This is a genomic window from Paludisphaera sp. (assembly GCF_037189885.1).
In the GTDB taxonomy this organism is placed as follows: domain Bacteria; phylum Planctomycetota; class Planctomycetia; order Isosphaerales; family Isosphaeraceae; genus Paludisphaera.
Genome location: NZ_JBBCIR010000097.1, coordinates 25,958 through 37,640 on the forward strand (window position 1 = coordinate 25,958; position 11,683 = coordinate 37,640).

At 70.0% G+C, this 11,683-nt stretch carries 13 protein-coding genes; 9 read left to right on the forward strand and 4 right to left on the reverse strand.

Translation table 11 applies throughout. The features are described from left to right. The first annotated feature begins 15 nt into the window (after positions 1–15). The 5 genes from WG209_RS22900 (at position 16) to WG209_RS22920 (ending at position 3,565) form a co-directional block, all read left to right on the forward strand. Positions 16–528 (forward strand): hypothetical protein, encoded by a 513-nt coding sequence (locus WG209_RS22900; RefSeq protein WP_337177424.1) that lies wholly within the window; start codon positions 16–18, stop codon positions 526–528. Between the two features lie 366 nt (positions 529–894). Further along, a complete protein-coding gene (locus WG209_RS22905; RefSeq protein WP_337177425.1) occupies positions 895–2,016 on the forward strand; it encodes a cellulase family glycosylhydrolase in 1,122 nt (373 codons plus the stop codon). After that, positions 2,013–3,065 carry an acetyltransferase gene (locus WG209_RS22910; RefSeq protein ID WP_337177426.1) on the forward strand — a complete coding sequence of 351 codons (1,053 nt, stop codon included), beginning with the start codon at positions 2,013–2,015 and terminating at the stop codon, positions 3,063–3,065. The genes WG209_RS22905 and WG209_RS22910 overlap by 4 nt, the downstream gene beginning before the upstream one ends. Before the next feature lie 99 nt (positions 3,066–3,164). Continuing rightward, positions 3,165–3,371: a type II toxin-antitoxin system HicB family antitoxin gene (locus tag WG209_RS22915; RefSeq protein WP_337177427.1), complete on the forward strand. Its 207-nt coding sequence runs from the start codon at positions 3,165–3,167 to the stop codon at positions 3,369–3,371. After that, positions 3,368–3,565, forward strand: a complete 198-nt coding sequence (locus WG209_RS22920) for a type II toxin-antitoxin system HicA family toxin (RefSeq protein ID WP_337177428.1) — start codon at positions 3,368–3,370, stop codon at positions 3,563–3,565. The genes WG209_RS22915 and WG209_RS22920 overlap by 4 nt, the downstream gene beginning before the upstream one ends. Positions 3,566–3,589: 24 nt before the next feature. Here the strand turns inward: WG209_RS22920 and WG209_RS22925 are convergent, their stop codons facing one another. Then, positions 3,590–4,279 carry a class I SAM-dependent methyltransferase gene (locus WG209_RS22925; RefSeq protein ID WP_337177429.1) on the reverse strand — a complete coding sequence of 230 codons (690 nt, stop codon included), beginning with the start codon at positions 4,277–4,279 and terminating at the stop codon, positions 3,590–3,592. 204 nt (positions 4,280–4,483) lie between these two features. Then, entirely contained in the window at positions 4,484–5,605 is a 1,122-nt protein-coding gene (locus tag WG209_RS22930) for an AP protein (RefSeq protein WP_337177430.1), read from the reverse strand. Between the two features lie 265 nt (positions 5,606–5,870). Here WG209_RS22930 and WG209_RS22935 point away from each other — a divergent pair, with 265 nt between their 5' ends. From WG209_RS22935 to WG209_RS22945, 3 genes are all read left to right on the forward strand, one after another. Continuing rightward, positions 5,871–6,770: a metallophosphoesterase family protein gene (locus tag WG209_RS22935; RefSeq protein ID WP_337177431.1), complete on the forward strand. Its 900-nt coding sequence runs from the start codon at positions 5,871–5,873 to the stop codon at positions 6,768–6,770. Between the two features lie 121 nt (positions 6,771–6,891). Then, entirely contained in the window at positions 6,892–7,335 is a 444-nt protein-coding gene (locus tag WG209_RS22940; RefSeq protein ID WP_337177432.1) for a DUF1801 domain-containing protein, read from the forward strand. Positions 7,336–7,639: 304 nt separating this feature from the next. Further along, positions 7,640–8,197, forward strand: a complete 558-nt coding sequence (locus tag WG209_RS22945) for an Imm21 family immunity protein (protein ID WP_337177433.1) — start codon at positions 7,640–7,642, stop codon at positions 8,195–8,197. A 535-nt stretch (positions 8,198–8,732) separates the two neighbouring features. Here the strand turns inward: WG209_RS22945 and WG209_RS22950 are convergent. After that, on the reverse strand, positions 8,733–10,223 hold the full coding sequence (locus tag WG209_RS22950) for a serine hydrolase domain-containing protein (protein ID WP_337177434.1): 1,491 nt from the start codon (positions 10,221–10,223) through the stop codon (positions 8,733–8,735). A gap of 173 nt (positions 10,224–10,396) precedes the next feature. Here WG209_RS22950 and WG209_RS22955 point away from each other — a divergent pair, with 173 nt between their 5' ends. Further along, on the forward strand, positions 10,397–11,215 hold the full coding sequence (locus tag WG209_RS22955; protein ID WP_337177435.1) for a c-type cytochrome: 819 nt from the start codon (positions 10,397–10,399) through the stop codon (positions 11,213–11,215). A 20-nt stretch (positions 11,216–11,235) separates the two neighbouring features. Here WG209_RS22955 and WG209_RS22960 read toward each other — a convergent pair. Then, on the reverse strand, positions 11,236–11,683 hold a 448-nt coding region (locus tag WG209_RS22960), incomplete at its 5' end, for a polymorphic toxin-type HINT domain-containing protein (protein ID WP_337177436.1).

Consider the following 11,683-nt stretch of genomic DNA (forward strand, 5'->3'; position numbering starts at 1 on the left):
ACGGAGTTCATGATCATGGCTCGATTTGGATGGCTCCTCGCCCTCGCCGCGATGCTCGTCACCGCCCAGGCCAACGCCGACGACGCCGCCAAGGCCGCCGCCTGCGACAAGGACAAGGCCGCCTGCGCCGAGGCGAAGGCCGAGTGTGACAAGGGCAAGGCCGCCTGCGCCGACGCCAAGGCCTGCGACAAGACCGCCGCCTGCGCCGACGCCAAGGCCGAGTGCGCCGAGGCCAAGGCCTGTGACAAGGCCGCCGCCTGCGCCGACGCCAAGGCCGAGTGCGCCGAGGGCAAGGCCGCTTGCGACAAGGCGAAGGCCGAGTGCGCCGAGGGCAAGGCCGCTTGCGACAAGGCGAAGGCCTGCGACAAGGCGAAGGCCGACTGCTGCGCCAAGGGCGAGGATTGCTGCAAGGACGGCGGTTCGGCCTGCTGCGTCAAGACGGCGAAGGCCGCCGACTGCTGCAAGAAGAACGAGGACTGCTGCAAGGCCGGCGGCTCGGCCTGCTGCGACGTCAAGAAGGCCGGCTGACCTCGCCACATCGTGGCGGGTAGCGGCCCATGCTTGAATCGGCCCCGGGGCGGCCTCGTCCGCCTCGGGAGGCCGACCATGTCAACCAAGAAAGGCGGGCGGGGCGCGCCGGTTCCTCGGCGCCCCGCCCGCCCGGGGAGTGTTTCGGAGGTGGATCGCGAGGGGGGCGGGGGATGAAGACGTATCGAAGCGTGGCGGTTTCGGCCCCACCCGGCGATCGGCTGTATTATGACCCCTCCGGCGCGGAACGCAAATCGGCCGAGGGCGGATTCGGCGGGGCCCGTTGATCGGGGCGGGGGAGGGGCGTAAACTGCGGCCTGGACGGGCCGCCGGCCCCACCTCTCAACCTCGGATGAAGGCCTCGACATGAGACGTCATCGCCTCGCGTTCGCCGCGACCCTCGCGACCGCCCTCGCCTGCACGGCCGCCCTCGCCGCCGACGGCCCCTGGCCCGTCGAGAAGGCCCGCGCCTGGGGCGAGGCCAACCCCTGGCTCGTCGGCTGCAATTACTGCCCCAGCACGGCCATCAATCAGCTGGAGATGTGGCAGGCCGACACGTTCGACCCCGAGACCATCGACCGCGAGCTGGGCTGGGCGGCGGACCTGGGCTTCAACAGCATGCGGGTCTTCCTGCACGATCTCGCCTACAAGCAGGATCCCGAGGGCTTCCTCAAGCGGGTCGACGAGTACCTCGCCATCTCCGATCGCCACAAGATCGGCACGATGATCGTCCTCTTCGACGGCGTCTGGGACACCGACCCCAAGCCCGGCAAGCAGCGCGAGCCGAAGCCCGGCCTGCACAACTCCGGCTGGGTGCAGTCGCCCGGTCGCGCGATCCTCGGCGACCCATCGCGCCACGACGAGCTGAAGGACTACGTCGTCGCCGTCGTCACGCGCTTCAAGGACGACCCCCGCGTCCAGGTGTGGGACCTCTTCAACGAGGCCGACAACCCCAACGCCAACAGCTACGGCGCCACCGAGCTTAAGGACAAGACCGAGCGGGCGTGGGAGCTTCTCAAGAAGGAGCTGGCCTGGATCCGCGCCGTGAACCCCAGCCAGCCGCTCACCATGGGCGTCTGGAAGGACGACCTCACCGATCCCGACAAGCTGACGCCGATCAACAAGTTCCAGATCGAGCAGTCCGACGTCATCTCGTTCCACAACTACAAGACGCCCGACAAGATGAAGGCCGAGGTCGACGCCCTCAAGAAATACGGCCGGCCCGTCCTCTGCACCGAGTACATGGCCCGCCCCAACGGCAGCCGCTTTGACCCGCTCCTCGGCTACCTGAAGCAGGAGAAGGTCGGGGCCTATAACTGGGGCTTCATCGACGGCAAGAGCCAGACTATCTACCCCTGGGACTCCTGGAAGAAGCCCTACGACGGCGAGCCCCCGGTCTGGTTCCACGACATCCTCCGCCGCGACGGCACGCCGTACATCGCCGAGGAGGTGGAATACATCAAGTCCGTCACCGGCGCGAAGAAGTGAGCGAGCGCGCCGTCGAGATCCGCCCCCTCGCGGCCGGCGACTTGCCGGCCCTCTCGCGGTTCCTGACGGCCGGGTTCGGCGCGCCCGCCGACGCCGAGTTCGCCGCGCCCGACGTGCTGCGGTGGAAATACCTGGATGCCCGGGGGGACGAGCCCGATCCGTCCCCCCGGAGCTTCGTGGCGACCGACGAGGCCGGCGCGATCGTCGGCCACGTCGGGTTCGCGCCGACGGCCTTCGCCGGGCCCGGGCTAGCCTCGCCGGTCCCCGCGCTCCACATGATCGACTGGCTGGGCTCGCGCGAGCACCGGGCCGTCGGCGCCAGCCTGATGCGGCGGGCCCACGAGGCCGCGCCGGCGCAGATCGGGCTCGGCGGCAGCGACGCCGGCCGGTCGGTGATCCGTCGGGGAGGCTACGAATCGATGCCCCCCGTGACGGTCCACGAGCGAGTCCTCCGCCCCTTCCGCCGCCTCCGCGCCGTGGGGACGTCGCCCGGCGAGGCCGCGCGGGCCGTCCGCGACGTCGCCCGCCGCCTTGCCCGGCCCCCCCGGCCCGCGACCGTCCGGCTGGATCTGGAGCCGGTCGCGTCCTTCGGCCCGGAAGTGCGCGAGGTCGTCGCCGGGGCCGCCCGCCATGCCGTCGTCGCCGCCCGGACGCCCGATCGGCTGGACGACCTGCTGCGATATCCGCGACGGCCGGCGTCGGCGTGCGTCTTCCGCTCGCCCGACGGAAAGGCTCGCGGGCTGGCGATCCTGGCGACGCTCCCGCGCGGCCGGATGGTCCTCGGCCGGGTCGTCGACCTGCTGCTCGACGACGCCGACCCCGCGACCTGGCACGCCGCGTTGCTCCTGGCCGCGGCCGAACTGACACGGCTCGGCGCCGACGTCGCCCAGGCGTTCGCCGCCCCCCCCTGGACGATCGAGGCCCTCCGCCGCGCCGGCTTCGTACCCCGCCACCCCCTGGAGTTCCGCCTCCGCGACCGCCGCGGCCTCCTCCCCCGCGACGTCCCGTACTACCTCACGCCGATCGAGGCGGATTACGCCTTCGGGTGAGCGGGACGCGCGGGCGGAGCGCCGACTTGTCCACGGCCTGGCATCCGGGCTAACCTAAGGCCAGGGAGATTGATGAGAGCCTCTCGCGAGAGGAATCCGATGCGAGGTCGATTCACGCTGGAATACTGGCGCGACGGCGATTGGTACGTCGGCCGCCTCGTCGAGAATCCTGGCGTCTTCAGCCAGGGAGCGACCCTGGAAGAGCTTCGGGAGAACATCCAGGATGCTTATGAGTTGATCGTCACGCAAGATAGGGCTCCCGCGCCTCCCTCGGCCGAGCGGCAGGCGCTGGAGCTGGAAGTGTGAAGCGTCAGGCCCTCATCCGGGAGCTGGAGCGGGCCGGGTGCGAATTCGCGCGGCACGGCGGCCGACACGACGTCTATCGCAACCCGGCCAACGGGCGTCAGGCCCCGGTCCCCAGGCACCGGGAGGTCGCCGACACGCTGTGCGAGTTGATTCGTCGGCAGCTTGGCGTGAGCGAGCCGGGCCGGGAGATATGACCCCGGCCCGACGCGAGCCGGGGCTCAACGCTTCTTGAGGGTGATGCTGATCCCGGCGCCGTCCATGAGGACGAACGAGGTGTCGAGGTCGGGGTTGGTGGTGACGGCCTCGATGTACTTGGGGTTGGGCTCGGGCCGGCGCATGTTGTGGGCGAGGATCAGGCCGCCGGGGCGGACCAGCGGCAGAAGCTCGCGGAGGTAGGCGTCGTAGCCGGGCTTCTCGGCGTCGATGAACAGGACGTCGATGGGCTCGGTGTTCTTGGGGGCCGTCTCGTGGGCGTCGCCCAGGGTGATGACGATGAGGTCCTCCACGCCGGCCTTCTTGAAGTTGGCCTTCGCGACCTCCACCCGGCCCGGGTCGATGTCGTAGGTATACAGCTTGCCGCCCGTCTTGCGCAGGGCCAGCGAGAAGTACAGCCCGGACTCGCCGGTCGACGTCCCCAGCTCGACGACCCGCTTGGCGTCGAGGGCCTCGGTCAACTGCCGCAGCAGGCGGCCGTCGGCGTCGGAGACGTTGGCGTACCGCTGCCCCTGGCGGGCCTCGGCGATGGCGTCCAGGATCCGCTTCTCGCCGTCGTCCTTGGGGAGGGCGGGCTTCTGCGGATTGCTGGCGTCCTGGGCGATGCTCATGGTCGGCGCCCCCGTCAGCCACAGCGCCCCGGCCAGGCAGGCCAGGGCCGTCGCGCGGAACTTGGTCATGGTTGCCTTCCTCATGTGGATGCGATCTCCGGAGAGGTTGCGTTTGTCGCGGCCCGTCGCCCCCCGAGTATCCCCCGGACGATCGCCCGTGGCCAGGGCGAGACGGCCCTCGCGCCCGACGTCCCCTCTCCCGGCTGAGTTCGTCCGACGCCAGGGCGATCGCGCCGCGCGGTGTTCACGCGGCGCATGCGAGCCGTCCGATTCGTGTTCGACCGCCGGCTATTCGCCGCGGGGGGGGAGGGCGTCCGTCACCGGCGGGGCGGCGGCGGGGACCGCCTCGTTGTAGTCCTCGCCCAGGAACGCGGCGAGCGTGGCGGCGACCTGGCTCTGCGTGACCTCCGGGCAATCGGCGCGTTCCCCGAGCGCCGGGGTATCCGGCCCGAGGAAGGCCATCCAGATGTATTGCGCCCCTTCGATCCTGGCGTTGTGATGCTTCCAGCTCTCCGGGGCCAGCCCGCGCCCGTGGTCGGTGAGCAGGATCAAGGTCGTCTTGTCGCGATATTGATCCAGGGACTGCACGGTTTCCCACAGCCGTTGGACATACTCGTCGAACTTCCGGGTCGCGAGCAGCACGTCGCCGTATCGGCCGGCGTGCGCCCAATGATCCGTCTCCAGGAAGTCGACGAAGAATACCCGCGGCCGCTTGGTTACCAGGTATTCGTGGGCCGCCTGGAAGATGAACGAGTCGTAGACCTCGGCCGCGTTGGCCGGCGTGGTGTCGCGGATCAGGTCGTTCAGGAGCGCCATGCGCGGGCTGGGCGATTCGTCGGGCACGGGCTCCCATCCGCCCATCACGGGGAAGCCGCAACGGTCGCGATTGATGACGAAGGGGACGACGTCCCACGCGCTATAGGCCGCGACCGAGTTGTTGTAGGCCGGCTTCCGATGCAGCCATTCCAGGACGGTCACGTTGGAATTTGGGACCTTGTCGTTGCTCCGGATCTCGGGATCGGCGGCCCCCGTCAGGAACTCATTGCGGCCGGGGTAGGAGAACCATTGATCGTTGGTGACCCGCGCGACGCTGCCCTTGTTCTGGTTGCCGTAGAGCTGTCCCTGCTTGGCGATCACGCTCCAGAAGAACGGCATCAAGGCCTCGCGGCGGGCCTCCGGGGTCTCGCGCCAGTACTGCTCGACCAGCGCGTGGCCGCTGTCCGGCTTCGGCAGTAGCTCCGGATCCGCGCCGGTGAAGACCTCTTGCCAGCGCAGGCCGTCGGTATGGATGAGGATCACGTTCTCGGTCTTGAGCTTGTCGTCGGCGCGCGTCGACCAGGGGCCGAACAGGCAGAGCCCGGCCAGGAGCGCGGCCGCCAACGGCAGGCTGAAACTATCCCGTCGAAGCATGTTCTTCATCTCCCGGTGTATCCTCGGCGGCGATGACGCCGCTCCGGACGCGGCCCGCCTTCCCAAAACCAGGGCGCAGTATAGGCCCAGGGAAACCCCGAAGAAACCCATCGGCGGGTCGTCCGGCCCGCGCGCCGGCGGTCCGGCCGCCGTCGCCGCCAGCGCCGGCACGCCGCCGCGCCCTTCGCGAGATGTCGCCGATGCCGTAGGCTCCGGGATGCGTCCCGTCGGGGCCGGCGGGGTGTTGATGGAGGAGGAGACGACGATGATGGGGAATCGCGGATATCGACGGATCGGCCGGCGGGCGTTCCTGGGACGCGGCGGCGCGCTGGTGCTGGCGGCGACGGCCGCCGGCGAGGCGCGGGCCCGCGCGACGGACGAGCCGGCGGGCGACGCGGTCCGGTTCGGCATGGTCACGGACCTGCACTACGCCGACAAGGAGCCGGCCGGAACGCGGCACTATCGCGAGACCCCGGCGAAGCTCGCCGAGGCCGTCGCCAGGTTCCGCGACGCCGATCTCGCGTTCGTCGTCGAGCTGGGCGACCTGATCGACGCGGCCGATTCCGTGGAGACCGAGGCTCGCTGGCTGGAGACGATCGACGCCGAGTTCACCCGCGCCTCGCGCGAGCGGCACTACGTCCTGGGCAACCACTGCGTCGACACTCTGACGAAGGATGAGTTCCTGGGAGCGGTGGGGCAGGGGCGGTCTTACTACTCGTTCGATCGCGGCGGCCTCCACTTCGTCGTCCTGGACGCATGCTTTCGCGAGGACGGCCGGCCCTACGGTCGCAAGAACGCGCACTGGACCGACGCCAACATCCCGGCCGAGGAGGTCGAATGGCTGCGGGCCGACCTGGCGGCGGGGGAGGAGAAGACCATCGTCTTCGCCCATCAGCGGCTGGACGTGGAGGGCTCGTACGCGGTCAACAACGCCGAGGAGATCCGCCGCGTGCTCGAAGGCTCCGGCCGGGTGGCCGCGGTCTTCCAGGGGCACTCGCACCGCAACGACTATCGCGAGGTCGGCGGGATCCACTACGCCACGCTCGTCGGGATGATCGAGGGCTCCGGCGCGGAGAACAACGGCTACGCCGTCGTTTCGGCCCGGCCCGACGGCTCCCTCGTCGTGACCGGCTTCCGGACGCAGGCGAGCCATCGATGGGCGTGACTCCGCGTCGGCGTCTCCCACCTTGACCCTTGCCGTCGGCCGACCCGCGCGATAGCCTGCCGACGCCTCGGCGGGCCGGCCGCCCGAGGGCCGTCGTCGGATGAGGCATGGAGGTTTCGCGATGCCAAGCAGGAAGACCGCGGGGGCGGACGGTTTCACCGCGGAAGAACAGGCGGCCATGAAGGAACGCGCGCGGGAACTCAAATCCCAGTCGCGCGCCGGCAAGGCGAAGGCCGACGGCGAGAAGGACCTGCTGGAGAAGATCGCCGAGATGGACGAGCCCGACAGGGGCCTGGCGACCCGACTTCACGAGCTGGTGAAGGAGCACGCCCCCGGCCTCGCCCCGAAGACCTGGTACGGGATGCCCGCGTACGCCAGGGACGGGAAGGTCGTCTGCTTCTTCCAGGCCGCCGGCAAGTTCAAGACGCGCTACGCGACCCTCGGATTCAGCGACCAGGCCCCCCTGGACGACGGCGCCATGTGGCCCACCTCCTTCGCCCTCGCCGCCCTGGGCCCGGCCGAGGAGGCGAGCGTCGAGGCCCTGTTGAAGCAAGCGGCCGGCTGAACGTCGCGGGGCGAGCCACGGAGGTGTCGGCGGGTGGCGTCCGCCGTGCCTCCCCACGGTGCGGGGGTGATCTGGTACTACGTTCAGAAGCCGTGCCTACGTCGAGACCACGATCACGAGCTTCTACCATGACGCGAGACTCGCGCCTGACATCGTGCCCCGTCGCGAGTGGACGCGCCGGTGGTGGGCCCGGGCTTTCGAATAGGCACGAGTTAGGAGTCGGGCAAAATTAACCTGGTGAATCGTCGGTTGTTAGATTCAAATGGCCAGGGTGTCCAAATCCGTTGAGTCGGGGCGGCCTGGCATGAAGACTTTATTCACCTGGGTCTGTTCGGCCGGGGGTCCTCTGATCGTCGTCCCCGCCGAGGTTGCCCAGTATTGGCGAGGAGTGGAAGGTTGGTCGCCCTCCGAGGTCCAAAGGGATCTGGCCGACGAATCCGTCAGCGACTATGCACGGGCCTGCGGCATCGGCGACTATTTGGGCATTCTCAAGGTGGGGCACGGCGAGGCTCTCATACTCGGCGATATGCCGATGCAGACGGCTTTCATCCCTGACCCCGAGGGCGGGATCTTCGTCCGCTGGATGTATGCGGAGAGCGAGGGCGGCGTACGACGAGCCCTCGGGTCGGTCCCGGAATCCGCCTGGGAGCCCACGCCCCACCGCATCGAGGTCGCCCGTGAGGGGCTCCTCGTCTTCGACTCCGCATGCTCCGGGGATACACTTCCGCATCCATCGCAGGACGTCGATCCCGCGTCCTGGATTCACATCGAACTTCCCGAGGGCACTTACACGGTCGATACGGCCGACTATGAGCCCGACGAAACGACCCGGTTGATCCTGCACCGCCTCCGGGGGCATTGATCCGACCTCGTGGATCGAACTGCTCTTTCGAGCGGCATTCGGATCGGATGGTCGGTCGGTCGGAGGGGGATCGAGGCGATGCGTCGCGACGGCGGGCGGGCGAACTGTCGGCCGCGCCCACTTCGTGATCCAGATCTTTCCGCGAGTCCCACGATGCCCAGCGATCTTTACGGCCTCGCCGAGGTCGACGTCGACGCCGTGGCGGAACGGCTCGCCGAGGCCCTCTCATGGCCCTTCGAGAGGCGCGAGAGCAGCTACCTGGGACCCTACTGCCTGCTCAGGGGGCCGGACGGCGGTAAGATCCAGGTCTACTATAATGAGGATCCCATGCATGACGCGGCCTTGGCCCCGCCGGATGAGCGGTTGAGACCGCCGCGTCCTGATGATGCTGGTATCCTTCGACGCCTCGCTCCGCCGACTTCATGGAGTGATCCGGTCGGAGTTCCCGGCCTCGTTCAAATCCGGCGCGGCGGATAGCCGGACGACGTCGGCGCGCCCCACGACCGGTCCGACGTGGTCCGTCCCGGGCTTCGCCTCACTCCGCTTCGCTCGTCAGCGCGGCGCTCCGGGTGGGGCCGAAGGCGACGTTGGCCTCGGGGTGGACCGTGGCCTTGCCGGCTTCAAACTTGATGCGATAGGTGACGTGGAACGGGGTCTCGACGAGCACGACGCGGGCGGTCAGCTCGTCGTCGGCGGTCCAGGCGGCGGAGGCGGCGACGGACTGCTCGGCGGGGCCGCGGAGGGCCGCGCGGGACTTCGTCCATTCGCCCCGGCCGCAGGGGACGCGGCTTTCCCGGCCGTCGGAGCGCAGGACCAGCGTGAGCGAACCCTCGCCGGCACCCCCGCGTTCCAGGCTCAGGGACTCCAACTTCTGGTCGTTGGGCTCGAACCGGAACGCGCGATCGAACGCGTTGACGGACGCGGCCGGCTCGGCGGAGCCTCGCGGCGTCTTCATCGTCAGGCCCCCCAGCGTTCGCGCGAGGGCGTCGCGCGCGGCGGGGTCTGCGGGGAGGGGGGCGTCCTGCATGCCGGGGAGGAGCTTGTCCCACGCGAGGTTCAGCACGGCCTGCATGTCCTTCACGCCGCTGGTGATCGCGAGGACGGCGTCTTGCTCGGGCATGACGACGCAGTACTGGCCGAACGCGCCGTCGCCGCGATAGGCCCCGTGGCGGCTGCGCCAGAACTGGTAGCCGTAGCCCTGCTCCCAGTCGCTGTCGGGGTTGCTACCGTTGGAGGTCTGGAGCGCCGTGGCGGCCTCCACCCAGGATTCGGGGACGAGTTGGCGGCCGTTCCACCTCCCTTTTTGCAGATAGAGCTGCCCGAACTTGGCGATGTCTTCGGTCCGGATGCTCAGCCCGTAGCCCCCCAACGAGACCCCTTGCGGGCTGGTCCCCCATTCGGGGTCGTCGATGCCCAGCGGGTCGAAGAGGCGCGGGCGGAGGTAGTCGCGCACGGTCTGCCCGGTCGCCTTCTGGACGATCGCCGAGGCCATGTAGGTCGCCGACGTGTTGTAGAGGAAGTGCGTCCCGGGCTTCGAGGGGACGGGGTGGGCAAGGAAGACCTTCGTCCAGGCCTGGTCCTCGGGACGCTTCGGCTCGTCGTGGTGGCCCGTCGACATGCGCAGGAGGTCGCTGATCCGCATCGCCTTGAGGTGGGGCGAGGGGTCGGCCGGGGCGTCGTCGGGGAGGAACTTGAGGACCGGGTCGTCGACGGAGAGCTTCCCCTCGGCGGCGGCCAGGCCGACGGCGGTGGAGGTGAAGCTCTTGGAGAGCGAGAAGAGGGCGTGGCGTGTCTCCGCGTCGTACGGCGCCCACCAGCCCTCGGCCACCACCTTGCCGTGGCGGACGAGCATGACGCCGTGGAACGAATCGATGTCGTCGGCCTCGCGGATGAAGTCGAGCACGGCGGCCGACGACACCCCCATCGCCTCGGGCTCGGCCCTCGGCAGCGGCTCCGACGCCGAGGCGATAGCCAGCCCCGTCAACAATATCCCGAAAGCCGCCCAGGTCGCCGATCGCGTCATCATTCGCCCCCCCCTCGGATGCCGTCTCGAACCGCCGCGCCCCGCCCATTGGACGGCGCGAGGGGGCGTGGATCAAGCGCGTCGCGGCCGGCCCGCCGGGGGGCCCGGTTGTCGCCGGGCCTAGAATACCGGGAGCGCGACACCGGAATTCCAAACGAGACATGGAGGATGGAGTCTTGAGGCGATCGACGGGCATCATCGCGACGGCGCTGGCGATCGGGGTCCTGGGGGCGGTCGGGGCCGATGAAGGGGGCGAAGACCCGCCGCTGCCGCCGGGGCCGTTGGGGGAGACGATCCGGCTCGGCGAGACGCTGACGCGCGAGACGTCCACGCACCCGATGACGAAGCCGTACGTCGGCAACGCCCTGAATTGCACGTCTTGCCACCTGGACGCCGGCAAGCACCCCGAGGCGGGGACGTTCCTGGGGGTGGCGACGGCCTATCCCGCGTACTCCCCGCGCGAGGGGCGCGTGATCACGCTGGAGGACCGGATCCTCAACTGCTTCATGCGGAGCTGCGACGGCGTGCGGCCGCCGCTGGGGAGCGAGCCGTCGGTCGCCATCGCGGCGTACATCACCTGGCTCTCGACCGATCGGCCGATCGCCATGAACCCCGAGCGGCCCCTCGGCCCCGGCGCGGTCGCGGGACTATCGATCCCGGCCGACGAGGCCGACGCCGAGCGGGGCAGGGCGATCTACGCCGAGAAGTGCGCCGAATGCCATCGCTCGAACGGCCAGGGGGGGAAGGCGGCCCCGCCGGTCTGGGGGGGCCGCTCGTACAACCGGGGCGCCGGGCTGGCGCGGGTCGACAAGCTCGGCGCGTGGCTCAAGGTCGCCATGCCGCCGGACGACCCGGACCTGACCGAGCAAGAGGCCCTGGACGTGGCCGCGTTCGTCAACTCGCACGACCGGCCCGAGTTCCGCCTGCAAGATCACCTGCCGCCGGCCGAGAAGCTGGGCGAGTACAACGCGAAGGCCGACGCCCCCGGGAGGTGAGCGTCGACCCTCGCGGGCGTTCAGGGGTTGCTCGCGGCGACCAGCGCGGCGGCGTCGGGGACGGCGTCGAACGGCGCGGCGACCGGCTCCACGAAGCCGTTGTCGTGCGCCAGCAGGCCCAGCGCCCCGACGTGGTAGCTGTCGGCGTCGGCGATCAGGAGGTTGAAGACCGGGACCTTCTCCTCCCCCCTGGCGACGGAGCGGACCTCGGCCGTGCCGCCGACGGTCCGCAGGCGGTCGCCGGGCTCGAGGTCGCGGGCCATGACCCAGCCGCGGCCGGCCTTCCAGAAGCGGTGGATGCCGGTCGGGCGGACGACCTCGCCCCCCAGGTCGACGTCGTAGGTCAAGTTGGGCGGGTTGTGGAAGGCCTCGACGACGGCCTTGAAGGCGAGCCGGCCGGTGGTCACGTCCTGGGAGAGGACGAGGTCGCCGGGGCGGATCGACTCGATGGGCCGGTCCCCCTGGAGG

Bases quoted from the DNA above. Each gene is read 5' to 3' on its own strand.
- WG209_RS22925 (WP_337177429.1), bottom strand. From the start codon at position 4,279: ATGAGGAAGGCAACCATGACCAAGTTCCGCGCGACGGCCCTGGCCTGC.
- WG209_RS22945 (WP_337177433.1), top strand. From the start codon at position 7,640: ATGAAGACTTTATTCACCTGGGTCTGTTCGGCCGGGGGTCCTCTGATC.
- WG209_RS22935 (WP_337177431.1), top strand. From the start codon at position 5,871: ATGATGGGGAATCGCGGATATCGACGGATCGGCCGGCGGGCGTTCCTG.
- WG209_RS22915 (WP_337177427.1), top strand. From the start codon at position 3,165: ATGCGAGGTCGATTCACGCTGGAATACTGGCGCGACGGCGATTGGTAC.
- WG209_RS22930 (WP_337177430.1), bottom strand. From the start codon at position 5,605: ATGCTTCGACGGGATAGTTTCAGCCTGCCGTTGGCGGCCGCGCTCCTG.
- WG209_RS22900 (WP_337177424.1), top strand. From the start codon at position 16: ATGGCTCGATTTGGATGGCTCCTCGCCCTCGCCGCGATGCTCGTCACC.
- WG209_RS22905 (WP_337177425.1), top strand. From the start codon at position 895: ATGAGACGTCATCGCCTCGCGTTCGCCGCGACCCTCGCGACCGCCCTC.
- WG209_RS22950 (WP_337177434.1), bottom strand. From the start codon at position 10,223: ATGATGACGCGATCGGCGACCTGGGCGGCTTTCGGGATATTGTTGACG.
- WG209_RS22940 (WP_337177432.1), top strand. From the start codon at position 6,892: ATGCCAAGCAGGAAGACCGCGGGGGCGGACGGTTTCACCGCGGAAGAA.